The organism is Nonomuraea monospora (assembly GCF_039531895.1).
Classification (GTDB): Bacteria; Actinomycetota; Actinomycetes; order Streptosporangiales; family Streptosporangiaceae; genus Nonomuraea; species Nonomuraea monospora.
Genome location: NZ_BAAAQX010000027.1, coordinates 18,245 through 44,470 on the forward strand (window position 1 = coordinate 18,245; position 26,226 = coordinate 44,470).

The 26,226-nt window shown below is 70.9% G+C and carries 23 protein-coding genes and 1 pseudogene; 13 read left to right on the plus strand and 11 right to left on the minus strand.

Annotated elements, in window-relative coordinates:
* Window positions 1-238 precede the first annotated feature (238 nt).
* A complete protein-coding gene (locus ABD331_RS39495) occupies window positions 239-436 on the minus strand; it encodes a hypothetical protein (RefSeq protein ID WP_344487093.1) in 198 nt (65 codons plus the stop codon).
* A 257-nt stretch (window positions 437-693) separates the two neighbouring features.
* On the opposite strand from ABD331_RS39495, the gene ABD331_RS39500 reads away from it, so the two are divergent.
* From ABD331_RS39500 to ABD331_RS39515, 5 genes and pseudogenes are all read left to right on the plus strand, one after another.
* On the plus strand, window positions 694-1,356 hold the full coding sequence (locus ABD331_RS39500; RefSeq protein ID WP_344487095.1) for a Rossmann-fold NAD(P)-binding domain-containing protein: 663 nt from the start codon (window positions 694-696) through the stop codon (window positions 1,354-1,356).
* Between the two features lie 341 nt (window positions 1,357-1,697).
* Window positions 1,698-1,814: pseudogene (locus ABD331_RS61095) on the plus strand (NACHT N-terminal helical domain 7-containing protein); the annotation flags it as partial.
* A gap of 248 nt (window positions 1,815-2,062) precedes the next feature.
* Complete coding sequence (locus tag ABD331_RS39505; protein WP_344487097.1) at window positions 2,063-2,896, plus strand: alpha/beta fold hydrolase; 834 nt, start codon at window positions 2,063-2,065, stop codon at window positions 2,894-2,896.
* A 9-nt stretch (window positions 2,897-2,905) separates the two neighbouring features.
* A complete protein-coding gene (locus tag ABD331_RS39510) occupies window positions 2,906-3,790 on the plus strand; it encodes a helix-turn-helix domain-containing protein (RefSeq protein ID WP_344487099.1) in 885 nt (294 codons plus the stop codon).
* Between the two features lie 360 nt (window positions 3,791-4,150).
* Window positions 4,151-4,285: a hypothetical protein gene (locus tag ABD331_RS39515; protein WP_344487101.1), complete on the plus strand. Its 135-nt coding sequence runs from the start codon at window positions 4,151-4,153 to the stop codon at window positions 4,283-4,285.
* 321 nt (window positions 4,286-4,606) lie between these two features.
* Here the strand turns inward: ABD331_RS39515 and ABD331_RS39520 are convergent, their stop codons facing one another.
* Entirely contained in the window at window positions 4,607-4,999 is a 393-nt protein-coding gene (locus ABD331_RS39520) for a hypothetical protein (protein WP_344487103.1), read from the minus strand.
* Window positions 5,000-5,814: 815 nt separating this feature from the next.
* Between ABD331_RS39520 and ABD331_RS39525 the strand changes: the two genes are divergently transcribed.
* Window positions 5,815-7,344: a Gfo/Idh/MocA family protein gene (locus tag ABD331_RS39525; protein ID WP_344487105.1), complete on the plus strand. Its 1,530-nt coding sequence runs from the start codon at window positions 5,815-5,817 to the stop codon at window positions 7,342-7,344.
* A gap of 27 nt (window positions 7,345-7,371) precedes the next feature.
* On the opposite strand, the gene ABD331_RS39530 is transcribed toward ABD331_RS39525, so the two are convergent.
* From ABD331_RS39530 to ABD331_RS39550, 5 genes are all read right to left on the minus strand, one after another.
* Complete coding sequence (locus ABD331_RS39530) at window positions 7,372-8,034, minus strand: helix-turn-helix transcriptional regulator (RefSeq protein ID WP_344487107.1); 663 nt, start codon at window positions 8,032-8,034, stop codon at window positions 7,372-7,374.
* Window positions 8,035-8,106: 72 nt separating this feature from the next.
* Entirely contained in the window at window positions 8,107-8,451 is a 345-nt protein-coding gene (locus ABD331_RS39535) for an ArsR/SmtB family transcription factor (RefSeq protein WP_344487109.1), read from the minus strand.
* Window positions 8,448-9,362: a ketopantoate reductase family protein gene (locus ABD331_RS39540; protein WP_344487111.1), complete on the minus strand. Its 915-nt coding sequence runs from the start codon at window positions 9,360-9,362 to the stop codon at window positions 8,448-8,450. The genes ABD331_RS39535 and ABD331_RS39540 overlap by 4 nt, the downstream gene beginning before the upstream one ends.
* 60 nt (window positions 9,363-9,422) lie before the next feature.
* Window positions 9,423-10,484 (minus strand): tartrate dehydrogenase, encoded by a 1,062-nt coding sequence (locus ABD331_RS39545; protein WP_344487113.1) that lies wholly within the window; start codon window positions 10,482-10,484, stop codon window positions 9,423-9,425.
* 70 nt (window positions 10,485-10,554) lie between these two features.
* Entirely contained in the window at window positions 10,555-11,445 is an 891-nt protein-coding gene (locus ABD331_RS39550) for a LysR family transcriptional regulator (protein WP_344487115.1), read from the minus strand.
* A 124-nt stretch (window positions 11,446-11,569) separates the two neighbouring features.
* Between ABD331_RS39550 and ABD331_RS39555 the strand changes: the two genes are divergently transcribed.
* Window positions 11,570-12,976 carry a GntP family permease gene (locus tag ABD331_RS39555; protein WP_344487117.1) on the plus strand — a complete coding sequence of 469 codons (1,407 nt, stop codon included), beginning with the start codon at window positions 11,570-11,572 and terminating at the stop codon, window positions 12,974-12,976.
* Window positions 12,977-13,109: 133 nt separating this feature from the next.
* On the opposite strand, the gene ABD331_RS39560 is transcribed toward ABD331_RS39555, so the two are convergent.
* The 3 genes from ABD331_RS39560 to ABD331_RS39570 all read right to left on the minus strand — a co-directional run bounded on the left by ABD331_RS39560 (window position 13,110) and on the right by ABD331_RS39570 (window position 17,609).
* Window positions 13,110-13,601 carry a hypothetical protein gene (locus ABD331_RS39560; RefSeq protein WP_344487119.1) on the minus strand — a complete coding sequence of 164 codons (492 nt, stop codon included), beginning with the start codon at window positions 13,599-13,601 and terminating at the stop codon, window positions 13,110-13,112.
* Window positions 13,602-13,853: 252 nt separating this feature from the next.
* The gene (locus ABD331_RS39565; protein WP_344487121.1) at window positions 13,854-16,676 is read right to left on the minus strand and encodes an alginate lyase family protein; all 2,823 of its coding nucleotides are present in this window, start codon (window positions 16,674-16,676) and stop codon (window positions 13,854-13,856) included.
* 45 nt (window positions 16,677-16,721) lie between these two features.
* Window positions 16,722-17,609: a polysaccharide lyase family 20 protein gene (locus tag ABD331_RS39570; protein ID WP_344487123.1), complete on the minus strand. Its 888-nt coding sequence runs from the start codon at window positions 17,607-17,609 to the stop codon at window positions 16,722-16,724.
* A gap of 140 nt (window positions 17,610-17,749) precedes the next feature.
* Between ABD331_RS39570 and ABD331_RS39575 the strand changes: the two genes are divergently transcribed.
* The 6 genes from ABD331_RS39575 to ABD331_RS39600 all read left to right on the plus strand — a co-directional run bounded on the left by ABD331_RS39575 (window position 17,750) and on the right by ABD331_RS39600 (window position 24,992).
* Complete coding sequence (locus ABD331_RS39575) at window positions 17,750-18,829, plus strand: substrate-binding domain-containing protein (protein ID WP_344487125.1); 1,080 nt, start codon at window positions 17,750-17,752, stop codon at window positions 18,827-18,829.
* A 108-nt stretch (window positions 18,830-18,937) separates the two neighbouring features.
* On the plus strand, window positions 18,938-20,230 hold the full coding sequence (locus tag ABD331_RS39580) for an ABC transporter substrate-binding protein (RefSeq protein ID WP_344487127.1): 1,293 nt from the start codon (window positions 18,938-18,940) through the stop codon (window positions 20,228-20,230).
* Window positions 20,227-21,096, plus strand: coding sequence for a carbohydrate ABC transporter permease (locus ABD331_RS39585; protein ID WP_344487129.1), 870 nt, complete (start codon window positions 20,227-20,229; stop codon window positions 21,094-21,096). Before ABD331_RS39580 ends, ABD331_RS39585 begins: the two co-directional genes overlap by 4 nt.
* Complete coding sequence (locus ABD331_RS39590; RefSeq protein ID WP_344487131.1) at window positions 21,093-21,983, plus strand: carbohydrate ABC transporter permease; 891 nt, start codon at window positions 21,093-21,095, stop codon at window positions 21,981-21,983. The genes ABD331_RS39585 and ABD331_RS39590 overlap by 4 nt, the downstream gene beginning before the upstream one ends.
* A complete protein-coding gene (locus ABD331_RS39595) occupies window positions 21,980-22,960 on the plus strand; it encodes a hydroxyacid dehydrogenase (protein WP_344487133.1) in 981 nt (326 codons plus the stop codon). Before ABD331_RS39590 ends, ABD331_RS39595 begins: the two co-directional genes overlap by 4 nt.
* 22 nt (window positions 22,961-22,982) lie before the next feature.
* Entirely contained in the window at window positions 22,983-24,992 is a 2,010-nt protein-coding gene (locus ABD331_RS39600; RefSeq protein WP_344487135.1) for an outer membrane protein assembly factor BamB family protein, read from the plus strand.
* 247 nt (window positions 24,993-25,239) lie between these two features.
* Here the strand turns inward: ABD331_RS39600 and ABD331_RS39605 are convergent, their stop codons facing one another.
* A complete protein-coding gene (locus ABD331_RS39605; protein WP_344487137.1) occupies window positions 25,240-26,214 on the minus strand; it encodes a C39 family peptidase in 975 nt (324 codons plus the stop codon).
* Between the last annotated feature and the right edge of the window lie 12 nt (window positions 26,215-26,226).

A 26,226-nucleotide genomic window follows, 5' to 3' on the forward strand; every position in this document is an offset into this window, starting at 1 on the left:
CCCGCTTCAGCCGCCGCAGGCGTCTCGGACGTCGGCGACCAGCTCTGCCCCGCGTCGACGGCGCGGGTGATCGCCTCCGGCGTGTGCCGTCGCCGCCATCTCGCGCCCAGCTCCGCCGTCCACTCGCCGGCCTGACCACAGCCGACACCAGCGCCCGATCTGGATGCACGAGGGGGAACTGGGAGCCAGTTCCGTGGCATCGCCAGACACGTCGACAATTTCGCCGATCTTGTCGAGGTCATGCACTTTCCGGCCCAGTCCGTCTACGCCGCCGTGCCCGCAACGTCTTGACATCCTCGTCCAGCCTGAACGCCGCGCTCCGGACCTTCGCTGTTGCCCTCTTCACGGCGTCGATGTCGTCCGGGGCGTTCCGCAACTCCAGCAGCGTTTCCTCAAGCTTCTGCATGGCCGCTGTGACGCGACGGTCGTCAAGCATGCCTCAGCCTACGCTGCCATCGCAGGCCCATCACGCTCTGCGAGGCGAGGGCATCAAGGCCGTTGAGCTGGGCTAATTCTGTGTCGTCTTCTCTGTGGCGTCGTCCATCGGCTGGTTGGTCTTGGGCTTGTTGATCCAGGCGGGTCGGGCGGGTCGGGCGGGGTGGGCGGGCCGCCGCTGGCGAACCGTTCGGGATGCGTAACGCGGGCGGCGGTCAGCACGGCGGCGACCGCCCTGCTCAACCGGCTCCCCGAAGGATGGCTGCACCCCGGCCACCGCGTCCGCCCCCTCCGCGCCGCCGCCGACGGCACCGCCGACCTGGTGGTCTTCGCCGACGGACGCCGCTCCATCGGACGCCGCCTGCTCGACCCCACCTGGCCCCTGAACTACGCCGCTACGTCGCCTGGCGCGGCCAACTCTTCGAGCACCGGCCGGACCTGTGCGCCTTCACCCGCTACGAGCCGGGCAGCAGCCAGTTCAACATCTTCCCCGTCCTGCGCAAGGACGGCACCATCGGCGTCGACTGGACCTTCTACCTCAACATGACCGCCGCATGCTTCCGCTACCTGATCGGCTACGACCCCACCCACCGCACCTACGTCCTGCCGCACCAGATCGGCTGGTCCGCCCGCACCGTCGTCCTGTCCGAGGCGGAGCGGCTGCTGCCACCCTCGGCCGTCGCGATGATCAGCGCGACCAGGGAGTGGCACGCCGCCCCGGTCCTGGACATCGACCCGCCCCAGCGGATGGTCCATCCCGTGGGCCAGGCGGCGGCGGTCTTGCTCGGCGACGCCCTGGCCCCCGTCCGGCCGTACAGGCGTTGCGCATGGCGCGCTCGGTACTGCCTCATCGCCGGCTGCTCAGCCTGGATGAGCGGTTGGAGTACGCGGCCGCCTGGCCGGACATCGTGCCCGAGATGATCGTCTGCGATCACGGCAAGGTCTTGCCGGTTCCTGGAGATCGACGTCCAGCCCGCGCACAAGGGCTCGCCGTTCGAGAAGGGCCGATGCCGAGACCGAGAACCTGTCCATGCGCGCCCTCGCCAGGCGCCATCACGTCACCGAGCGCACGGTCAAAACCGCCCTCACCAACCCCGAGCCTCCGGCCCGCAAGCCCTTACCCCGCCGCCCCTCGGCCATCGATCCGGTCCAGCACCTCCTCCTACGGCCGGATCAGGCTCTATGTCCACAACCAGACGACGCGCTGACCACTCAACCTTCGTTGTCACAAATCAAGGGTTCGATGTCACAGGACACCGACGAACAACCGCCGTCAACTCTCACGGCAAAACCATGAAGAGCTGCCCCAGCAGGCGATCGAGCGCTACGAGGAGTTGTTCCGGCGGCTGGCGGGCCAGTTTCCCGAAGTGGCGTTCTGATCCTCGCTGATCGAGCACCGGGCCCCGCAACCGACTCCGGCAAGTCGCCGCCCACGACGAACTGCTCGACCGCGGCGACCGCTACGTCGGCTTCTGGAACATCTCCATGGCTCCCGCCGCCCGGAAATGAGCCTGCCAGACCCCTGTTCCGGCCTTGGTACAGCCGTCATGGTGACGACCGCCCGGGTTCGACTCCGCAGGAACATTTGTCCAAGACGGGCGGCCGGCCGGCCGTGCACAGTCTCCCTATGAGTGAATACGACACTGAGCACTCGCATGGGATGCACGTCGTTCATGACGGCCCGCGGCAGGCGCCGCCGTTGCTGCTCATCCACGGGTCGGGGGCCTCGGGCGGTTTCTGGGGTCCGGTGGTCCCGCTGCTGGCCGGCCATCATCACGTCATCCGCGTCGACCTGCCGGGTTGCGGCCAGTCCCCGCCCGCGCCGTCGTATGACGTGCCCGCGCAGGCGGGCCAGGTGGCGGCGCTGCTGGACGACCTCGGCCTTCGTCACGTCGCCGTGGCCGGGCACTCCAGCGGCGGCTACGTCGCCACCGCGCTTGCCGAGCAGCGTCCCGACCTCGTCGGTTCGCTTGCGTTGATCAGTAGCGGCCCGAGTCCGGATGCGCTCCTGCGGCAGCCGTTCATCCTGCGGGCCCTGCTGGCCCCGCCGTTGGGCCCGCTGCTGTGGCCGAGGCGTTCGGATGCGATGATCCGCAAGGGGATCAGCGCGACGGCCGCTCGCCCGGTGAACCTCCCGGACGACGTGGTCGCCGACGTACGGAACATCACCTACCGCGTGATGCGGACGGTGCTGCGCCGCAACACCGCCTACATCGCCGAGCGGAGCGTCCCCGAGCGTCTGGCCGCCCTCGGCCTTCCCGTGCAGGTGATCTTCGGTGTCGCGGATCCCCGCTGGGAGCCGTCGTCGGCGCACCGTTACGACGCGGTGCCGGACGCCCGGGTCGAGCTGCTGCCCGGCGTCGGGCACCTGCCCATGCTGGAAGCGCCCGAGACGGTCGGCGAGCTGCTGCTGAGCTTCACGGCAACGGGGCCGTCGACCACCGTAATGCCTGATGCCTAGACTGGCCAGGTGTTGCCGACGGGGACGTCACCTGACCGGGCATGGGTGGACGTCGCGGTCCCGCGCCCGTCGGTTGGGCTGCCGGGGGTCAGCATGGCCGGGTTCCGCCACCGTGCCCCGGCCTTGGTGGACATCTCCATGGTCGCGTACCCGTCCGTCACCCTGCTCGTCGATCTGAGCGAGGGAGCTGGCGTCGCCTACGAAACCCGTGGCCGGCACGAGCACGGCAGTGTCGTCGTCGGGCTCCTGCCCGGCGACCTCCGGGCGACTGGCTGGGGAGTCGGCGAGCTGCTCCAGATCCGGCTGGAGCCGGTCGCGGCGGCCACGTTGTTCGGCGCATCGGCCGAGCTCACCGGGACGGTGGCAGCCCTTGAGGACGTCTGGGGCCGCGACGCCGGGCAGGCCGAGGACAGGCTGCGCGCCGCCGCGTCGTGGGACGAACGCTTCGCGATCGCGGCGGACATCCTGGGCCGGCGGCTGGGCGCCCACCCGCCGGTCGACCCCGAGGTCGCCCACGCCTGGCGGCGGACGTTCACCAGCAGGGGGCGGGTGCGGGTCGACGGCCTGGCGGACGAGGTCGGCTGGAGCCGCAAGCGCCTGTGGTCCCGTTTCGGGTCCCAGCTCGGCGTCACCCCCAAACGCGCCGCCCGGCTGGTGCGCTTCGACCACGCCGCCCACCTGCTCGCGGCGGGTCACGCCGCCGCCCGCGTCGCCGCCGAGAGCGGTTACGTCGACCAATCCCACCTGCACCGGGAGGTTGCGAGCTTCGCCGGGCTCACGCCCACGGCCCTGGCCGCCGCGCCGTGGCTCGCGGTCGACGACGTAGCGTGGCCTGCTTCATCGCTGACCCAGCGGCCGGCGAAGGATGGCGAACGCATCCCGGACCTTCGTTGAACAGCTTGCCTCCACGATGCGGCTGCCACGTGCCGCGCAGGTGGAGAGACCTGCCGCGTCAGGTCGATGACTCCCTGACGGCAAACATCGCAAGGCCTTCTCACGCGACGGTGGTCGAGTAGCCGTCCCAGACGGCCTGGACCTCCTATGGCTCTCGATGGCGCCGTCCGGGCCCTGCAGGTTCCCTTCACCTCCGTCGCGGCTCGCAGCCAAGGCATGTAGCGCGATATAGAGCTGTAACCTGCCGTAATAGCTCAGTGTTGCCAATCGTTACGTTCTGCAGTCATGGGGGTGGAAATCACATACAGAACAGTGTTCTCACCAGAGGAGTGATTCACAATGCGTCGCCTACGACACGCCATGACCGCCGCCATCTTCAGCATCCTGCTGTTGGGAAGCGCAGCAGCCGCCCCCGCCATGGCTGCGCCCACCGCACCCCAGGTGGCCGCGTGCACCTTCCAAATTCCCAACATCGGCATCTGCCTGATTCCGTGACGCCGGCATGCGCCCACCCCCGCGCGTCCGGCGGCGTCGGGCGGGCATGCCGAGCGCCGCGAAGTTGCTGAAACTGCCGTACTGGTAGGGCCGGTACACCAGGGACCGCCAGTCCCCGTCGATCGTGGCCCCGCTCTGAAACACGTTCCAGCCGAAGAACGGCGCGGGCGCCGCGGTCGTAGACGTAGATTTCGCGCAGCCCGGCCGGCGGCAAGTAGACGAAACGCAGGGGCGCCGACGGTGTGCTGATCCGCACCCACCACCAGCGTCGCCTCGACATCCCCTGCACCGGGATCGGGCTTCGGTTCCCTCCCACGGTGATCAGCCTCCCTTCGGCGGCAGCGTGACCCAGTCGACGACGAGGGTGCGGCGTACGCCGGCGTCCAGCAGGGCCTGGCCCTTGTGCTGACCGTTGACGTAGGACGTGTCGCGGCACCCGGCGTGCACCGACAGTCGGATGCCGCCCTCGGGGCAGGCCGGGGCGTTCAGCGCGTCCAGCTCCCAGCCGACGTCGGCGGCCTCGTGCACGTCGCCATGCCCGTGGGGATCGGCTGGGCCCGCCGCCTGACCCGCCAGCTCCGACCTCGCCGTGGCGGGCGCGGCTGCTGCTGGTATCACGGCGGGGAATGGCGCCGGGTCTGCGCCGTCGTGATCCGGCTGGTGCGTCGTGCCCGGCGCGACCACGTGGCTGTCGGCGATGTTGCCGCGGCACATCCCCAGCCCGCGGACACGGCAACGCCGGAGAGAGGGCGGCGCGGCACCCGGGCCAGGACGAGGTCCCCCGTTCCGGCTTCGCAGCCTGCGACACGCCCGGCGCCCCCCCGCAACCGGCCGGTTGCGGGGCGCTTTGTCGTGCCGCTGACGGCTCGCTGCCGGAAGCGGGTAGCCCACCGTCTCAGCCCGGGCCCTCACCAACCAGGACTCTTCCGGCCGCCCTCTCGCGAAAGACGACCTCATGCACCCGGACGCGCTGACACGCCGCGCGCGGCGGCACGGCTGGACCGTCGACACCGCAACCGGTCCCGTGCTCACCCTGCGCCGCCGATCCTGGCTCCTGGAGATAGCCTTCGCCGACAACGCTCCGCACAGCGCCCGCATCACCAGCCCGGACAACGACGGGAGCCATCCCGTCAATCTGCGCTCGATCAACGCCCTGCTGAGGGCGGCCCCGGACGACCGAGCGCCGAGGCGGCGATCATGGGGGAGCGGTCAAGCCGCACCCCAAACCCGAGCCCGTAACGCTCGCCTCCTGCGACTCCAGGAAAAGCCTAGTATCCCCGTTGCGGCAAGGCGCCAGTCCGGTGCCCCGCTTCCCCCATCCCCGCACCATCCCACTTGCCAGAGGAGACAGGAGGTCAGCGGCATGGCCAGCGCTTGCGGAGCAGAATTCGGCTGCGGCAACGGAGGATCGGCGATCCTCCCGTGCCGCGGCGCCTCCCTTGCCCCCTGACAGCGGACGATCGATACTGCGCACTACCGGGGGGAAAGCGCCAAGCACCATCACCGTCCACGACCAGGGAGTGATCGCTATGGCCTCTCCGCGCCGCTACGCCCCCTCACGCCGCGACCTGCTGAGGTCCGGCATCTCGCTCGGCGCCGCCACGGGCGTCGCCCACGCCTCGGCCGCCTGGGAGCCGCCGCGCGCCCAGGGCGAGCGCAGCATGGTGAACGTGCCGTTCGAGGGTTTCGAGAACGTCCGGGTCGGGCTCATCGGCCTCGGCAACCGGGGCGGGAGCCAGGACGTGCGCTGGGGCGCCGTCTCCACCGTCACCGCCGTGTGCGACATCCGCCCGGAACGGGTCAGCCGCACCATCGCCCGCATCATGCAGCAGGGCTTCCAGGACGTCGAGCCGGTCGGCTACTCCGCGGGCGAGCAGGACTTCCTCAAGCTCGTCCAGCGCGACGACATCGACCTGATCTACGTCGCCACCCCGTGGGAGTGGCACTACCCGCAGGCCGCGGCGGCCATGGAGCACGGCAAGCACGTGGCCGTCGAGCTGCCGATCTCCCCGCACCTGGACGAGATCTGGAGCCTGGTGCGCACGTCCGAGCGGACCCGCAAGCACTGCATGCTCCTGGAGAACGTCAACTACTTCCGTCCCGAGCTGCAGATGTTCAACATGGTCCAGGCGGGGCTCTTCGGCGATCTGCAGCACGGTTCCGGCGGCTACGTCCACGACCTGCGCTGGCCGTACCTGTTCGGCGGCGCCTACCACCCCGAGTACTGGCGGCGGCGCTGGCAGACCCGGATGAACGCCCTGCACTACCCGATGCACGGCCTGGGACCGGTCTCGGCCGCCATGGGCATCAACCGCGGGGACCGCTTCGACGAGCTGGTCGCCGTGGCCTCCCTGCCCAAGGCACTGGCCCTGTTCCGCGAGGAGGACCCGCGGGTGACCCCGGACCACTCGTCCTGGCAGGACAAGCCGTACATCTCGGGCGACCGGCACACCTGCTTCGTCACCACCGCCCGCGGCCGGTTCATCCGGGTCGAGCACGACGTGAACTCCCCGCACCCGTACACCAGGGAGACCACGCTCACCGGCACGCGCGGGTCGATCGAGCTCGACAACGCCCGGGTCTACCTCGAATCGCTCGGCCACGACGACCACACCTGGCGGACCGGCAGCGCCTACACCGCCATCCGCCAGCAGTACGACCACTGGTTATGGCCGCTGCTGGAAAGGCTGGCCGACCAGTACGGCGGGCACGGCGGCGGCGACTTCGTCTCCATCTTCCGCCTCGTGCAGCTGATGCGGCTCGGCATGACGCCCGACATCGACGTCTACGACTCGGCGGCGTGGTGCTCCGTGATCCCGCTCAGCCACGAGTCGCTGAGGTCCGGCCGCCTGCGCCCGGTCAAGGTGCCCGACTTCACCCGCGGCCACTGGAAGGAGGCCCGCCCCACCTTCGACCGTCCGCAACCGGAGGACCCGCAGCTCAGCGCCCCCTCGGCCGCCGGCCGCCGCGCCACCGGGATCATCGAGCCGGGCAGCAGCGAAGCGAACGGGGACGCCGACCCCGCACCGGACGCCCGCAGCGGCCAGGAAGGCGGCTGACCGGCCCCGGACGGCCAGTGACCCCGATCACCCCAGCGGACTGAGGTCGAGATGGGCGAGCTCGGTCCGGGTGGTCACGCCGAGCTTGGGAAAGGCGCGGTACAGGTGGTGGCTGACGGTTCTGGGGCTGATGAACAGCTGGGCGGCGATCTTCCGGTTGGTGGCTCCCGTGGCGGCCAGCCGTACCACCTGCAGCTCCTGCGGGGAGAGCAGGGTGATCAGGTCGGGAGCGCCCGCGGTGACCGTCTCCCCGGCCGCGCGCAGCTCAGCGCGGGCGCGTTCCGCCCTCGGTCTCGACGCCGGTGCCGCGCAGGTGCCGCATGCCTCCCGCCAGCTCGGCGGCCAGGCCGAGCAGCGCGGACTTGCCGATCCCCGGCTCGCCTCGGATGAGCAGGCTCCCGCGCCCGCACGGGAGAGAAGCCCAAGACCGCGCTCGGCCCCCTGCGGCTCGGCCCGACGCTCGGGTTCTTCGGTTACTCCCTTCGCAAGAACGGCCTGCGCACCCGCTATGTGCAGGAAGTAAACCGAGATCGCCGACGCGGTCTTCGTCGGTGACGCCCTGACCGCGCGGCACGTCCTCACCGGGCGTACGGGCCCCAGCCGGCGCCTTTCACCGACGACCCGGCCGAAGCGCTCTCCTCCCTCGGCCGCATCGCCGGACTGTCCGCGTCCTGGGTGCTTCCCGGCCACGGCACCCCCTGGCGTACCTCGCCGGCCCAGGTGCGGGAGGGGATCGGGGCCGTCAGCCGCGGCTGAACCCCGCTACTGCTCACCCGGGCCGGAGGCGCAGGAGATGATCAGTGTGACGAGGTCGTGGATCGGGGTCAGGAGGTCCGGGTAGGCGTCGGCGTTGAGGTCGTACAGGCGCAGGGTGCCGCTGCGCCGCACGGTCAGCAGCCCCGCGTCGCGCAGGATCTTGAGATGGTGGGAGGTGGCGGGCTGGGAGAGCTCCAGGCGGGCGGCGATGTCACCGACGCTGCGCGGCGCCGCGGACTCCAGCAGGAAGACGACGATCTCCTGCCTGCGCTCGTCGCCCAGGGCGGTGAAAAGCGGCCGGGTCCGCGCGAACAGCGCCAGGACGTCGCGGGCCTCGATCGGGCCGCTCACGCGGGCAAGGAGTCGCGCAGGGCCGACAGCCGGCCGACCGGCAGCCTCCGGGCGGAGCCTTCGGCGATCCAGCCGTCCAGCATCAGCCGGGTCTGCGCGCTCACCTTCGTGAAATGCGTCCTCAGGTAGCCGCGCAGGTCGAAGGGGAGCAGCCAGGGCAGCACGCGCAACGCCAGACCCACGGCCCAGGACGGCGGGGAGACGCCGGCGCGCAGCCCGTGCTGAGCGCTCACCACGGCGACGGCCTCATGGACGGCCGCGCCGGCGTCCCGCAGCCGCGCGCCCGACGCGGGCAGGCGCCAGCCGGAGGCTTCCAGGCCGGCGATGTAGGGGATCATGCGGGCGGCGGTGAGCTCTCCGGCGCCGGCCCGCGTCACCCGCTTGGCCCGCTGGCCACCGGCCCGGAGCGCGGCGACGACCTGCGGGGCGCGCTCTCCTGTGACGCCCATCGCCGTGCCGGGCGGCATCCAGTACGCCACGCCAGGCGCGGGCACCTCCCGCTCCAGCGGCGCGTGGTAGGCGAGAAGCGTCGGCGTCACCTGGACGATCTGCTCCTGTGGCCAGACCCGGGCGAGGGTGCTCAGATCGCCCGGGTCCTGGCCGATGGTGACCACCGTCGCCGCGCCGGTCGCCGCGCGCAGCGCAGCCGTCCACTCGCCCCGCAGCGCGGGCGAATCCACGCAGAGCCACACCATGTCGAACGGTTCGGCGGGCGGCTCGCTGATCACCCGGTGCGGCACGACGCGCTCGCTCACCGGCGGTCTCCCTCGCCTGAGCCGGTACAGCGAAGCCCCCTCCCAGCCTTCCCTGCCCGGCCGCACCAGATAGCTGACCTGCGCCCCGGCCGCCGCCAGCCACGCCCCGAACACCTGCCCCAGCGCCCCGGCCCCCACGATCAGCACCTTCGACATCGCTGCTCCCATCAATCTAAATATTTGAATATATGGAGCATACTAGTCGTCCGCGCGGTCTCAGCCACCGGCTGGTTCCAGCCGCTGTACGACCTCGCGCGTGAATTCCCCGGTCGTCGCCCGCCCACCCAGGTCCGGAGTGCGGATCGCGGTCCCGGCCAGCACGGCGCGGAAGGCGGCGCGCACCTCGTCGCCCGCCTCGGGATGGCCGAGATGGTCGAGCATCATGGCCGCCGACCAGATCGCGCCGACCGGATTGGCGACGCCGGTGCCCGCGATGTCCGGCGCCGAGCCGTGCACCGGCTCGAACATCGACGGGAACTCCCGCTCCGGGTTGAGGTTGGCCGCGGGGGCGACGCCGATGCCGCCCGCCACCGCCGCCGCGAGGTCGCTCAGGATGTCGCCGAACAGGTTGGAGGCGACGATCACGTCGAACCGCTCCGGATGCAGGACGAGCTTCGCGGCGAGCGCGTCGATGTGCTCCTGGCTCCAGGTCACGCCGAGACGGGCGCGTTCGGCGACGATCTCGTCCCAGAACGGCATGGTGTGGATGATGCCGTTCGACTTGGTGGCGGACGTCAGCACGCCGCGCCGCCGGGCGGCCAGGTCGAAGGCGTAGTCCACCACCCGGGTGACGCCCGCCCGGGTGAACACCGACTCCTGCACCGCCATCTCCTCCGGGAATCCCCGGTTGAGCCGTCCGCCGATCTCGGAGTACTCGCCTTCGACGTTCTCCCGCACGACGACGAGGTCGACGTCCGCCGTGGCGGTGCGCAGCGGGCCGGGCACGCCGTCGAGCACCGTGATCGGCCGCAGGTTGACGTATTGGCGGAACGTCCGCCGGATCGGGATCAGCAGCCCCCACAACGACACGTGATCCGGCACGCCCGGCCAGCCGACCGCGCCGAGCAGGATGGCGTCGTGGTGCCTGATCCGCTCCAGCCCGTCGGCGGGCATCATGGCGCCCTCACGCAGGTAACGCTCGCACGACCAGTCGAAGCTGTCGTAGGCGAGCGTGAAGCCGTGCCGCCGTCCGGCGGCGTGGAGCACGGCGGTGGCGGCGGGCAGCACCTCGGCGCCGATGCCGTCTCCCGGGATCAGGGCGATGCGATGGGTCCTCATGCCACCCATTGAGCCCGACCGCGGCCCCGCCCGTCCAAGACGAGGATCCTGGCTGACGTATAGGCGTTCGCTATGCGGGCCGGTCCTCCAGGCCCGCCTCGACGAAGGCGCGGGCCAGGGTGCTGACCGGTTCGATGCGATGGGCCAGCGACACGTGCAGGGCCTCCTCCAGGGCGAGGTCCCGTACCACCAGGCCCATCGGCTCGGCCAGCCGCCGCCACGACGCCGCCACCACGGCCACGCCGACCCCGGCGAGGACCAGCGGGAGCAGCGCCTCGCGGTGCTCCATCTCGATGGCGATCAGGGCGCCGGGCGCGGTGGCGAGCACCCGGTCGGCGGCCCGGCGCATCCCGGTGCCCGGCTGGCCGACGATGAGCCGGGCGTCGGCCAGCAGCTCGGGCCGCACCGGGCCGGTGCCGGCGGGCAGGTCGGCGGCGTTCAGCGCCACCAGGACGAACGGCTGCACGTCCACCACGTGGTGCACCAGTTCGAGATCGGGATCGGGAGGGCCGAGCGTGGCGATCAGCCCCAGCTCGGCGGCGCCCGTCCGCAGGGCCGCGACGACGTCGGCCGGGCGGTCGGCGGCACGCACCGACACCTGGACGCCCGGATACCGCCGCCGGAATCCCGCGATCAGCTCGGTCAGCGGGCTGACGGCCTGGCTGGGCATGGAGGCGATGGTCAGCCGCCCGGCACGCAGCAGCCGCACCGCCTCCACGCTGTCGGCGGCGGCGGCCAGCCAGCGCGTCACCTGCCGGGCCGGGCCGACCAGGGCTTCGCCCGCCGCCGTGAGCACCAGGTGCCGTCCATGCCGCTGGAAGAGCGGTGCGCCGAGCCCGCGCTCCAGCTTCTTGATCGCCTGCGAGACGGACGGCTGGGCCACGAACAGCTCCTCGGCCGCCCGCTGCACACCGCCGTGATCGACGACGGCGAGGAAGTAGGCCAGCTGGCGAGCGTCCACGTCCTGTCTCTCCACACCACGCTCTATAGGCGCTGCCTATAGAAGAACCACATACTCCGTCTTGGACGAGTATGCCGGTGATCTGCGTCACTGAGGTGCACCATCACGTCCAAGGAGCGCCATCGTGAGCCACACCCTCCTGCTGACGATGACCGGGATCGCCATCCTGGGCATCATCGTCACCATCACCGTCTGGAAGATCCCACCGGTCATCGCGCTGCTGTTCGGCACGATCTTCCTCGGACTGACCACGGGTGTCGGCGCCGAGGGCACCACCGAGGCCGTCACCGCGGGATTCGGCGAGGTGATGACCGACATCGGGTTGCTGGTCACGTTCGGCGTGCTGCTGGGCTCGCTGCTGACACTGACCGACGCGCTGCCCCGCCTCATCGAGGCGATGCTGCGCGTCTTCGGGCCGCGCTCCATCCCGTACGTCTTCGCGGTCTCACTGAGCTCGCTGTTCACCTCCATCTACTCCGACGTGCTGCTCGTGCTGACCGCACCGCTGGCGCGCCGGCTCGGCCCCCGCCTCGGACCGCGCGGCAAGGCGCTGATGGGCGGCGCGCTGACCGCCGGGATCGAGACCGGCCTGGTGTTCGTGGTGCCGGGCGTGGCGGCGCTGGCCATCGCCGGGCTGCTGAAGGTGCCGCTCGGCCAGATGTTCTGGTACGGGCTGATCGTCGGCGTCCCGACGGCCGTCCTGACCATGCTGGTCTTCGCCGTCCTCCTGCCGCGCGTGCTGCGCTGGAACCCTGACCTCGACGAGGTCCCCGACGCCGCGGATCCCTCCATCCCGGACGCCACCGGCACCGAGCCCGCCGCGCCGGCGACAGGCACGGCCCGCCAGGTCATGGTGGCAGGAGAGAGCGAACGGATCACCAAGCGGGCCCAGCCCAGCCTGACGCTCTGCCTGCTGCCGGTCGTGGCCGCCCTGCTGCTCATCGCCCTGGGCGCGCTCGCAGGCAACCTCGGCTGGGAGTCCCCGGTGCTCACGTTCGCGACCGACCCGGTGATCGCCATGTTCGCCGGCGCCACCGCCTCCTACCTGCTCACCAGCCGCAGCCACTCCCGCGACGAGATCCACGCCGTCCTGGGACGCGGGCTGGCGTCGTGCGGGCCGATCCTCATCCTGTCCGGCATCAGCGGCTCCCTCGGCGCCGTCATCGAACGCTCCGGCCTCACCGACGTCCTCGGCGGCGCGTTCAGCGCCGGCATCCTGCCGCCGCTGATCCTCGTGTGGCTGGTGGCCGCGGTCCTGCACATCGCGCTCGGCTCCATCTCGGTGGCGGCCATCACCGCGGCCGGCATCCTCGCCCCGCTGGCCGGCTCCCTGGACACCCCGATGGTGTTCGTGGCACTGGCGGCCGGCTCGGGAGCGCTGTTCCTGCCGCACGTCAGCAGCAACTTCTTCTGGATGTTCCAGACGATGCTGGGACTGTCCACCCGCGGGACGTTCAAGACCCACTCGCTGGCCATGACGCTCTCGTCGGTCATCTCCCTCCCGCTCATCCTGCTCCTGGCCGCCCTCTGAACCCGCCTGGACATGTTCTGAGCTGACGTCGGCAGGACCGCTCCGCTGCGGGCGATGAGGAGCTGGCGCAGCGGGTGATGCCCCGCGGCTGAGCGAGGCTCCGCCGCAGGGCATCGAGGGTGTGGGTTCGGGGTCAGGCGCCGACCTTGTTCAGCGTCATCTCCATGCGGGCGGGCTGGTTGAGCGAGGCGCTGCCACAGACCCAGATGGAGCCGGGCAGGCTGGGATCTCCGGCCGGCACCGTGACCTGGAACTGGGCGGTGCGGGCGGAGCGAATCACGGTGGCGGCGGTGAAGAAGGTCGTGCCGCCGTTGGCGTTGATCAGCTCGCCGCGCCGCACCGTCCAGTTGACGGCGGTGGCGGCGCCGGTGTTGGAGTCGAAGGAGGAGCCGTTGGCAGCCAGGAACTCGCCGCTGCCGAGGCTGACGTTGATCGGCCCGGCACACACGGTGGCTCCGCGGGTGACGGCCTGAGCGCTGGCCGCGTCCGAGCCGGTCGCGGCCGAGGAGGCGGTGCTGAGGACCAGGACGACCGCGAGCGCCGCGACTGCGGCGGAGACTGTGCTGATGGCGGCCTTGTGCCGGGACATGGGCGGCCAGAACCGTCCGGGAATGGCAGGACGCATGAATGCGACCCCCTTCACGAGAATGGAACCGGATGAGTTGACCGGTTGCTCTTGATGACAAACAGCGCCGGAAGCGGCGGGCTTGTGACCATGTGTGTGAGCGTAGACAGCGGCCCGCGAGGTCAACAGATCAACTCGGCTGATCCAGCGCGGGCTCGCCGACCATGCGCCCTGATCCATCACCCCTGCGAGAGGAACGAGGTGCAGGCGTTCGAGCGTCGCCGGGGATGGAGCGCCGTTGTCGGGGCGCTTTCAGCGCAGTGCCGGAATCGTCACCAGGCCGCCCTTCCGGGTGATGGGAACGTCCTGTCCGGCTACGGTGGCCGTGCGTGCCCAGGGAGCAGCCAGGTGGAGAGGGCGACCGCCGGCCTCGGCGGCAGGCCCGGCTATCTCGACGGTCCTCTTGACCTGGTCCAGCCGTACGGCCAGCGTCGTCGGCAGAGCTTCGTCGGCGGCGAGCAGGGTTCTCCTGTCTTGCCGGAGGAGGGTTCCGCCGGTGAGCAGGATGCGCTGGACGCCGGCGTGGCGATCGACGTAGGCCAGGGACCCGTCGAACAGGTACGGTCCGAAGCGGCGTGCGGCGCCGTCGCCGGGCGCCTGGAAGTGGTAGCCGGTCAGTCTGCTGGTCGAGGAGGTCAGGCGGAGGGCGCGTCCGCCGTCGTCGCAGGTTTGGACGGACAGTTTCGCCCTGGTGCGGGTGCCGGGCGGGGTGGGCAGGAGGAGGGTGTTCAGCGTTCTGGCGCCGGCCGCGGTCAGGGAGTAGGACACGTAGCGGGTGGGCGCCACCTGGTAGGTGATGGGGGAGTAGTGGCCGTCCTCGATGGTGGCGGTCACCGCGGCCGGGTCGGCGGGGATGATGGTGAGCTGGGTTCCCGCGGTGAAGCGGGTCCGGGCGATGCCGCCGTCGAGGACGGGGCCGGCGTCGGGAAGCAGGTGCCAGTTCTGCTGGTAGGTGTGCTGCCCGGGGTCGTCCGGCGTGAGGGTGTCGGTGACCAGCCAGCCGAAGCCGTGCAGGAACAGGACGCTGCGCCGGTGGCGGACGCCGGGGGTCGCGTCGGTGAAGCCGTCGGCGAGGTCGGCCCAGGGCAGCGAGAGGTTGCTGACGGCCGCGGCGGCGGTGGGGCTCTGGGCGCGTCCGTCGATGGTGACGGTGTTGTGCGCCTGGGTGGATGTGCGGAGCCAGTCGGCGGTGGGGTCGGCGGCGTAGGAGTAGGCGCCCATGGCGGGCAGCAGCGGCCGGTCGTGGGCGTAGAGCTGGATGGCGAGTTCGTCGGGGTGGCCGTGGTTGCCGCGGTCGGCGTTGAGGCGCAGGTACCAGTCGGTGTCGCGCCAGCCGGTGCGCTGCACCACGACGCGGGTGTCGGGGTAGGTGACGGAAGTGTGGCCGGGGGCGGTTCCGGCGGCGCCTGCGGTGGCGACGTGGCGCAACCGGTCGTCGTCGAGCAGGTCGGCCAAGGCTGCCAGGGCGGGCCGCTGGTCGGTGTAGCCGGAGTCGCCGTAGGCGGGGTCGTACCCGTTGGGGTAGGTCTGGTCGGCCAGGTACCAGGCCAGGCTGCGCAGCGGTGCGACCGTGCCGACCGGATGGCCGTTGGCGGCCAGGACGCTCGCGGTGGCGACGAAGGTCTGCGCGACTCCCATCGCGTAGCTGGAGGAAGCCTCGGTGTAGCCACCGTCGGGGTAGAGCGCGCCGGCCAGTTGCTGGGCCAGGTAGGCCTGCGCCGCGTCGCGCCACGAGGGCGCGGCGAGGAACTCGGGGAAGCAGACGCCGAGGTAGAGCAGCGAGCTCTTGATGGTGACCATCCAGTTGGGGGTGGTGGAGGTGGTGTTCGTCAGGTACCGCCCGCCGGTGTGAATGGCTTTGAGCATCGAGATGTTGGCGTCGGCCGTGAGCGATGGGCTGGTGCGCAGGATCTCGTAGGCGTAGCACCAGTTCTGGTGGCGCCAGGCCGCGTCGAGGTTGCGCGGGAAGCTCGCGGCGCCGGCCGAGGAGGTGGTGGCGTTGGCGTCGGTGATGAAGTCGGTCATCAAGGAGATGAGCCCGGCCGCGATCCGCTCGTCCTTCCCGGTACGGTAGGCGTCGGCGATCGGGCCGGCGAAGTAGAAGCGGGGGAGCTGGTAGCCGAACTCGTTGTCGACGTTGGCGCCGGTGGGCTTCCTCCAGTCGAAGCCGTTCGGATCGCCCTGCCAGGAGAAGGTGTTCTGGACGGTGTTGTTCCAGCACCGGGTCGTCTCGTCGAAGCCGACCTGAACCTGGTAGAGCATGATCTGCTGCTGGCCGGCGCTGGTGCGGCCGGTCAGGCGGAGAGCCGCGGTCTCCGGCGCGCCCACGCCGGTCAGGTCGAACCAGAGGTAGGCCTTGCGGGTCGCGTCGGTGAACGGGCCGGCGCCCTCGTCGTGAACCTGGAGGGTCTGCGCGGAGCCGGACGGGGTGGCCGCGTCCGGGCCGGCGGCGATGTGACAGCTCTGGCTCGCGGCCAGCTTGCGGACGGTGCCGTCGGCGTAGGTCAGGGTCAGTTCCGGCGCGTCCGCGGCGGCGTGCCTGCCGGCGAACTCGGCCGTGCTCGGCTCCTTGTGGCGGGCCATGAGCATGAAGCCCACGCCGCCGGTGCTCACGGCGGATTTCACCCCGTCGGTGACGTCGGCGTCCACCGCCGTCCAGTGCGTTCCGACGGTCAGGGTGGAGTGGTGGATCTCGCCCTTGCCCAGCGTCCAGATGTGGTCGAGGAACAGGGGGACGAGCGCCGGGGTGTAGACGCCGTTGTAGGCCCACTGCGGCGGGGTGCGCTGCGGCCGGGTGCGCATGTACCGCAGCAGCGCCGCACGTGCCGCGGTGTAGTCGCCGGTACGCGCGGCGTCGGCCACCGGCGCCAGCGCGGGGAACGCCGCGTAGTCGAGCACCGGAGCGGTGCGCCAGGTGCCGGTCGTGGCGTTCCACACGCCGAAGAACGCGGAGTCGGGGACTTCGGTCGTCGCGGCCACGGCCGCTGCGGCGGGTGAGGGGCCGCCTGCCGGAAGGGGCGCCGCGCAGGCGCCGGCCAGGGCCGCCCGGAGAACGGTTCGGCGGGTGAGCGACATGGCTGTCTCCAGAAGTGACTTCAGTGAATGGTGTCCGGCCGCGCGTCATGCCGACGGGTCGGCGTCCTGGAATCCCGTGGACGAGTCAGGGGCCACGGCGACGTTGTCGTGCCACACGACGCGTTCCGTGACGGCGGTGGGCCCTTGTCTCCAGGCGGGCTTGTAGATGCCCCACTTGAGATAGCCGAACGTGCCGGTGCCGCTGTTGTAGGTGTTTGCCACGTTCTGGGCGTTCAGGACCTGGGTCCAGCCGGGGAGCTTGCTGGTCTGGTGCCAGGCGGTGATGGAGCCGGTCCGGGTGTAACTCCAGTCCACCTGGAGGACGAAGTCGTGCCAGACGCCCTTCGTCAGCGCCACCAGGTCGTAGCTGGTCTTCGTCAGGTTGGCGTCCGCGTTGTCGCGGTGGTCGCACAGGACCGGGTCGGAGTTGACCCGCAGCCGGAACCTGCTCGCGGCCGTCGCGCTCGGCGGGAGAACCTCGAGGAACATGGCGGGCGACCGGTTCGGGTCGTCGCACGAGGACTTGGTGTGGTGCCACTGGAAGACGATGTCCTCGGCCGTGGCGTCGTCCTGCCACGTCGAAGGGATGTAGAGGCTGAAGCCGTACCAGGTCGTCTGTCCTGGCTGGAAGCGGGCGGCCGTGAGGTTCACGGTGTCGCTCTCGGCTCTCGGGCCGCCTGAGACTTCGGGGTCTCCGTACCTCAGGGTGGAGCGGATGGAGAGGTTTCCGGTGCGGCGCAGGTTGCCGTCGGGGTTCAGCGAGTAGGCGCAGCACCCGCTCGCGCCGATTCCCGCGTAGCCGGAATCGGTCCGGCCGTTCTCGTACGTCGCCCGCATGATCGTGTCCGCGGACGCGGCGGCGCTCGCGAGTACGACGATCAGGCAGGAAATCGTGATGAAGAGGGGACGAGCGCACCTGATGCGATGGTGCATGGTTGCCCTCCTGGGCATGTCGGCGACCGAGCACACGTGCCGATCGCGGTAATGCCAGATGACTATCCGATATCATTCGAAAGCGTGTCAAGGTCCTTCCGCCATACTGGTTTCGCTAGGGACGATCGAAAGGGCTGGGTGTGCTGACCGAGGAGCGACACGAGGCGATCCTGCGTGCGTTGCGCCTGCAAGGCTCGATCAAGGTGAGCGAGGTTGCGGCGAAGCTGGGCGTCTCCAGCGTCACCATCAGGCACGACGTGCGTGAGCTGGCCGGGCGCGGGCTGCTCAGGCGCGTCCACGGCGGCGCCACCCTGCTGCCGGAGGCGGAGCAGGCGGCGCCCGCCGAGGCGGGGCCGAGGGAGCTCGCGCCGCAGGACGAGCAGCTGGTCTTCGGCATGGTGGTGCCGAACACCTCCTACTACTACCCGGAAGTGATCAAGGGGGCGCAGGCCGCGGCGGCCGAGTACGGTGCCCGCCTGGTCCTCGGCGTCTCCCATTACGACCTGCGGCAGGAGCAGAAGGAGGCCGCGCAGCTCCTGGCCGACGGCGTGCACGGGATCCTGCTGACCCCGAGCATGGACCTGGCCTCCTCTCCGGAGACCGGCCGGTGGCTGGAGAGCATCGACATCCCCGTCGTGATGGTCGAGCGGCGGGCGAGCTTCGAGCTGGGGAACGTGGAGCAGGTCGCCTCCGACCACGTCTTCGGCGCCTATCTCGCGGTCAAGCACCTGGCCGGCCTCGGCCACGAGCACGTGGCGCTCCTGGCCCGCGAGGAGAGTTTCACCACGCCATGGCTGCTCGAAGGCCATGCCAGGGCGCTGGCGGCGTTCGGGATGCGGCCGGCCGAGCCCCGCCTGCTGATCGGTTCCGCCGAGCACGACCCCGCGGGGATGAGCGCCCAGATCGAGCAGTTCGCCGACCTGGTGGCGACCGAGTCCGTGAGAGCCGCGCTGGTGCACAACGACCTCGACGCCGTGCAGCTCATCCGAAGGCTCATGGCCCGTGGGGTCAGCGTGCCGCGGGACATCGCGATCGTCACCTACGACGACGAGGTGGCGACGATGGCCGCCATCCCGCTGACCGCCGTCGCCCCGCCCAAGCACGCGGTGGGCGCGGCGGCCGTGGAGCTGCTGGCCAGGCGGGTGGCCGACCCTGACGGCGCGTTCCGGCACCTGCTGCTCCGGCCCGAGCTGAGAGTCCGCGCGTCCTGCGGAGCCTGAGCCGGGGCACGCCCTCTCCGTGACCTCTTTGTGACGCTCTTCGCATTGACATGCTATCGATCGAAATCGAATGATTACGTTCAATCGCATCAGCAGGGAGCGCACACTATGAAGATCAGAAAGTCGATGGGGCTGACCGGGGCGATCGTCTCGCTCTGCCTCCTCGCCGCCTGTGGCGGCACGGACGGCTCGGTGGCCGCGACAACGGACGAAATCACTTTCTGGTCATCCGTGAAGGCCTCAGACGTCGTCACCCAGAAGTTCAACGAGACGCACCAGGACTTCAAGGTCAAGCTGGAGTCCGTGCCCTCGGGGGCGGAGTACTACAACAAGCTGGCCAACGCCGTCAAAGCCGGCACCGTCCCGGACGTGGCGCAGGTGGAGTTCATGCGGCTGCCGGAGGTCGCCGGCACCGGCCAGTTGGAGGACCTGACCGCGAGCGTGGGCGCGGTCGTCGCGGAGAAGTTCCCGCCGCAGGTCCAGCAACTGGTCAACCTCGGCGGCAAGACCTGGGGCGTGCCCCGCGACACCGGGCCGATGATGCTCTACTACCGCAAGGACTTCTTCGACCAGCACGAGATCGACGTCCCCGCGACCTGGGAGGAGTACCGCGAGGCCGCCGAGAAGACGAAGAAGGCCGACCCGAAGGCCCGCGCGGGCGTGTTCTGGAACAACGACGCCTCCATGCTGACCGCCCTGGCCTGGCAGGCGGGCGGCAGGTGGTTCGGCACCCAGGGCGACGCCTGGCAGGTGAACCTCGACGACGAGCCCTCGAAGAAGGTCGCCGACTACTGGCAGGGCCTGGTCAGGGACGATCTCGTCCGTCCCCTCCCCGCGCTGCTCGACGCGTTCTGGCAGAGCGTCAAGGCGGAGGAGACCGTCGCCTACGTGTGCGCGAGCTGGTGCGCCGGCGGCCTCCAGGCCACCGTTCCCGACCAGAAGGGCAAGTGGGCCGTCGCCCCGCTGCCCACCTGGGACGGCAAGGCCGCCTCCGGCATGTACGGCGGCTCCGCCTACGCCGTCCCCAAGGGCGCCAAGCACGCCGCGCAGGCGGCGGAGTTCATCAAGTGGATCACCACCGACCCCGAGGGCATCAAGGCCTGGGTCTCCAGCGGCACCAGCAGCATGTTCCCCGCCGACCCCGCGCTGGTGGACGTCGTCAAGCAGTCCTTCCCGACCGGCTTCTTCGACGGCCAGGACGTCTACGCCACCGGCCGCACCGCCTACGACTCCATCGTGCCCGGCTGGACCTGGGGCCCGGCGATGGGCACCACCTTCACCTCGCTCGTCGACTCCCTGGCCGAGGTCAAGGACGACGCGCCGCTGTCCGGCGCGCTCACCACCGCCGAGACGGCGACCCTGGCCGACATGAAGGCCCGCGGGCTGAGCGTGGCGCCGTGACCGGACGCCGGCAGGCGACGGCCACCCTGTTCGTCGCCCCGTTCCTGCTCCTCTTCCTCGCCCTCACGATCGCGCCGCTGGGCTACGCCGCCTGGCTGAGCCTGTTCACCGAGAAGGCCTCCGGGCTCGGCTTCGGCGGCGCGGAAACGGTCTTCGCGGGCCTGGACAACTACGTGCGGGCCCTGTCGGACGCGGCCTTCCGCGACGGATTCGCCGTCATCGCGGCCTACTGCCTGCTCTACATCCCTTTGATGATCGGCGGCGCGCTGGCCCTGGCCCTGCTCCTGGACTCGGCGCTGGCCAGGATGAAGCGCTTCTTCCAGGTCGCGCTCTTCCTGCCGCACGCGGTACCCGGGCTGATCGCCGCGATCATCTGGGTCTACCTCTACACGCCCGGGCTCAGCCCGATCGTCGACCTGCTGCGGTGGGACTTCCTCTCGGCCGACCACGCGCTGCTGTCGGTGGTCAACATCGCGACCTGGCAGTGGATCGGCTACAACATGATCATCTTCTATGCGGCGCTGCAGGCCGTGCCGCGGGACGTCCTCGAGGCCGCCACCGTGGACGGCGCCGGCGGCATCCGCACGGCGCTGTCGATCAAGGTCCCGCTGATCCGCGCCGCCGTGGTCATGGCGGCGCTGTTCACCGTGATCGGCGCGATCCAGCTCTTCACCGAGCCCAAGATCATGAACCGGGCGGCCTCGACCGTCGGCAGCTCGTGGACGCCGAACATGTACGCGTTCACCGCCGCCTTCGACCGCCACGACTACGGCCTGGCCGCCGCCGCCTCGCTGCTCATCGCGCTGCTCGGCGCCGTCCTGTCGTTCGTCGTGACCCGCGCCACGTCCGGGAGGAAGCCGCGATGACCCTGGCTCTCGACCGCAGCGAACCCCGCCGCATCTCGATGCCCGCCGCCCTGCTCTCCCGCGCCGGGGTCAACGGCGCGCTGGCACTCGCCACCGTCTACACCTTCCTGCCGCTGCTGTGGCTGCTGATGTCGGCCACCAAGGACATCGACGACCTGTTCGGCACCAACGGGTTCGCCCCCGGCAACAGGTTCCAGCTCTGGGCGAACCTGCGGCACCTGATGACCGCCTCCGACGGGATCTACCTGCGCTGGCTGGGCAACACCCTGCTCTACGCCGTCGGTGGAGCCGCCGTGGCCGCCTTCCTGTGCGTGCTGGCCGGCTACGCCTTCGACAAGCTGGCCGTGCCCTGGAAGGAGAAGCTGTTCGGCTTCGTCCTGCTCGGCGTGCTGGTCCCGGCCACCGCGACGGCGCTCCCGCTCTACCTGCTGGCGGCCAGGATCGGGCTGGTCAACACCTTCTGGGGGGCGTTCCTGCCGGGGCTGGTCTTCCCGTTCGGGGTCTACCTCGCCCGGGTGTTCAGCGCCTCGTACGTGCCCGCCGAGGTCCTGGAGGCGGTACGGGTGGACGGCGCGAGCGAGTGGCGGGCGTTCCGGAGCATCGCCCTGCCGATGTTGCGGCCCGGCTTCGTCACGATCTTCCTGTTCCAGCTCACCCACATCTGGAACAGCTTCTTCCTGCCCCTGGTGATGCTCTCCGACCAGCGGCTCTACCCGGTCAACCTCGGCCTGTTCACCTGGAACGCCGCCGCCTTCGACCAGGGCCACCCGGAGAACTACCTGCTGGCCATCACCGGCTCGCTGGTCGCCGTGATCCCGCTCGTCATCGCGTTCCTGCTGCTGCAACGCCACTGGAAGGCGGGCATGACCGCGGGAGCCGTCAAATGATCCACGCGCTGCTGGCCATGAACCCCGTCCACCGGGATCCGCTCTTCGGCCCCGCGGAGCTGGCCCGGCTCACGTCGCTGGTGAAGGTGGACCCTGCCGTGGTCGTCCAGGACTTCACGGGTGTCCCGCTGCGGGAGGTCGAGGTCCTGATCACCTCCTGGGGCTGCCCGCCGATCGACCGCCGGGTGCTCGACCGGGCGCCCGCGCTGCGCGCGGTCGTCCATGTGGCGGGCTCGGTGAAGCACCACATCACCGACGCGTGCTGGGAACGGGGAATCGCGGTCACCTCGGGCGCGGCCGGAAACGCGATCCCCGTGGCCGAGTACACGGTCGCCGCCATCCTCTTCGCCGGCAAACGGGTCCCGCAGATCGCCGGCCTCTACCGCCGCCACCAGGCCGCCCTGGACTGGACGGCCGTCTTCCCGGACCTGGGCAACTACCGCCGCACCGTCGGCATCGTGGGCGCCTCGGCCATCGGCCGCCGGGTCATGGACCTGCTGCGCCGCTTCGACCTCGACGTCCTCGTCGCGGATCCGTACCTGCACGCCGATACGGCGGGTGCCGAGCTGGTCCCGCTGGAGGAGCTGCTGGAGCGCAGCGACATCGTCAGCCTGCACGCGCCCGAGCTGCCCGAGACCCGCCACCTGCTGAACCGCGACCGGCTGGCCCGCATGCGCGACGGCGCCACCCTGATCAACACCGCGCGCGGCTCCCTGGTGGACCTCGGCGCGCTCACCGCCGAACTGGTGTCCGGGCGCCTGCACGCGGTCATCGACGTGACCGACCCCGAGCCGCTGCCCGCCGGCCACCCGCTGTACAGCCTGCCCAACGTGCTCCTCACCCCGCACATCGCCGGCTCCCTCGGGGGAGAGCTCCGGCGGCTGACCCGGGCGGCCCTCGACGAGCTGGAGCGCTTCACCCAGGGCCGGCCGTTCGTCCATCCCGTGAACCCGGCCCTGCTGCACCGCTCGGCATGACACCCCCGAACAAGGAACTCCCATGAACGAACCCCCCATCCTCGACCGGCGCCACCTGCTGCGGCTCGGCGGAGCCGCCGCCCTGGCCGCCGCGACGGTCACCACGACGGCCGCACCGGCAGGCGCCGCGTCGCCGTCCCGGACGAAGATCACCGACCTGGGGCCGGGAATCGTGCAGTTCTCGCTGATGAGCGGCGTGCTCGTCGGCGACACCGTCTACATCGGCTCGCGCAACCTCGACCCGGCCAGGGTGGTCGGCTTCCACCTGCCGACGCGCAAGGTGGTCTCGCGCACCGATCTCAGCGCCGGCTACGCCGTCCAGGCGCTGGCGGCCGACCCGTCCGGCCGGTACCTGTACGCCGGTGTCCTGCAGCAGAAGGCGGGCCCGCCGAACCTGTTCCGGTGGGACCTGACAGCCACGGGCACGGCGGCCGAGGCGGTCGGCACGATCGGCGACCGCGACATCCGCGACCTCTCGGTGGCGCCGGACGGCAAGGTGTACGCCGTCGGCGGCGTGCCGGGCACCGCGCCCGCGCTGTGGGAGTACGACCCCGCCACCGGGCAGGTGGCCGGCCTCGGGGTGCCCGATCCGAACGCCACCCTGGCCAGAGCGGTCGTGGCCACCGAGACGACGGTGTTCTTCGGCGCGGGCAGCGTCCTGACCGGCGGAGGCGGCGCGAGCAAGGCGTCACTGTTCGCCTTCGACCGCGGCGCGCGCACCTTCACCTCCGTCGTGCCGGCGGAGCTGGAGAAGGACCCCAGCCTGCGCGAACTGGCCGTCATCGGCGACCACCTCGTCGTCGGCACGTCAGGCTCGACCGAGCCCGCGAAACTGGCCGTCATGGACCTGGCGGACCTGTCCTCCTACACCGTGCTGCCCACGAGCGGGAAGACGGTCAAGATGTTCACCGCGAACGGCGACCACATCTACTTCGCCACCGAGTCCGGCGTGCACGCCTACTCGACGACGTCGAAGACGATCGCCGCGGTCGAGTTCGACGGGCCTGACCTCGGCGAGATCTGGGGCGTCGACCACGTGGACGGCAGGCTGGCGGTCGTCTCGGGCTACGGCTTCGTCGCGGAGATCGACCTCGCCGCCCGCACGTCCGTGGTCACCGACCTCGGCGAAGCGGGCGCTCCCGCCGACCCGCAGCTCGGGATGGGGATCGCGGCCGGCGGCGGGTACGTCTACCTCGGCGGCACCGGCGCCCTGGCCCGCCACGACCTGCGGACCGGTGAGGTCGTCAACCTCCGCGTTCCCGGCGAGGCGAAGGACGCCGAAGTGCTCGGCGGCGTGCTCTACACCGGCCAGTACAGCGCGGAGGGCGTCTGGGCGTACGACCCGGCCGACGGCGGACCACCCCGTCAGGTCGCCGGCTTCCCCGCCGAGCAGAACCGGCCGCTGGACGTCTGCTGGGACGACGTCCACCGGCTGCTGCTGGTCGGGGCGCAGTCCGACACCGAGGGCGGCGGCTCCCTGTGGACCTACCACCCGAAGACCGGCAGGTCCGCCATCCACGTCAACCCCATCGACGACCTCCAGCTGGTACGCGCGGTCGCCGCCAAGGACGGCGTCGCCTACCTGGGCGGCGACAACCCCTACAGTCAGGGGCCGCGCGGCACCCTGGTCGCCTGCGACCCGGTCACCGGCAGGGAGCTGTGGCGGCTGGACCCCCAGCAGCCCCGTGGCGTCGCGGCCCTGGCCGTTCTCGGGCGGCACTTGTACGGGCTGGCGCGGCAGGGCGGGTTCTTCGTCGTCGATCTGCGCACCCGACGGATTGTGCACACCGCCGACCTGAGCGGCATCTGCCCGGGATTCGCGGCCCTGGTCACCAACCGGGGCGCCGTCTACGGCGTGTCCGACACCACCGTGTTCCGTTTCGACCGCAGGACCTTCGCCGCCAGCGCGGTGATCGCCGGGAGCGACGGCGGCTGGTTCAGCGGGCCGCACCTCAACGCCGACGAACGCGGCCGCCTCTATACGCTGCGCGGTCGCAACCTCGTCCAGATCGACGACGTGCCACCGCGCTGAGCCGGGCCGCGCGATCCCGGCCTGCGACGTCGCGACCCCGGCCTGCGACGTCGCGACCCCGGCCTGCGACGTCGGGGCGCCGGGCGTCGCGCGGCGGCCGGGCTGGTGGTCCGGCGCGACGAGATCGGCCCACGCGGCCTGCTCCTGCTGACCAGCCTTTTCGTTGCGCATGCACCGGCTGGCCACTGAGCGGCGCCTGGCACGGGACGGCGGGCGCGCCGGGACGCGCCCGCCCCCCGGGCCGGGGTCAGGTTCGTACGATGGCGACGGTGTCGATCCCGTTCCAGGCGAGGTTGGCGTTGTCCAGGAGCAGCTTGTCCACGTCGATGGAGTGCTCACTCCCGTCCGCGGAGTCGGCCACCTTGAACGTCGAGGGATGCACGGACCCGTCGGCGTGGACCACGCCGCCGTACCCGTGGATGGTCAGATAGTGCCGCAGGGTCGGCGTGGAGGAGTTCCACCAGGGCAGCTTGCCCGGGATCACCAGGACGATCACCGGTCTGCCGCGCGACAGGGAGGTGACGATCCGGTCGATGCCCGCCTCGTAGGTCTGGCCGTTGGCGACGTAGATCTCCTCCCACTTGTACTGCCAGTCGGAGGCGGAGAGGTAGGAGTTGATCGTGCCGGGGATCCTGCCCGGCATGGTCACGCCGTAGAGGGTCTCGTCGGTCTGGAGCTTGACGGCCAGCTCCGACTGGGGCGGGGCCGAGACACCGATCGTGGCGAGCGTGGTCTGTACGGCGCCCGGCCCGCACCAGTTGTCCCGTTCCTGCTGCTTGGCGGACAGCCGCATGTCCAGGGCCCGGACCGGGAGCTGCCACGTCCCGGCGATGCCGAAGGTGGCCTGGGTGACGACGTACGGGCGGTCGAGGTCGGTGAAGGCGGTGTAGCAGGCTCTGCTGGCGTTGGTGGTCATCGTCGGGCACGAGTCGGAGATGTCGGCTCCGCCTCCGCCGAACCAGAGGCGCAGGTTCACCTGGAAGTTGGTGTACGCGCCCGGGCTGATGAAGGCGACGCTGCGCACCTGCGTACGCGCGTAGTTGAACTCCAGGCAGACCTGGTAGGCGGTGCCGTTGTAGACGCGGGTGTCGCTGCAGGTCCTGTTCGCCGGCGACGGATATTCGTGCCAGATCCCGGCCTGCGCGGGGAGCGCGGGCACGGCGACGACGGTGAGCGTCGCGCCCGTCAGGAGCGTGAGTAACGCCGTGAGGATTCTTCGCATGGGTTCGCTTTC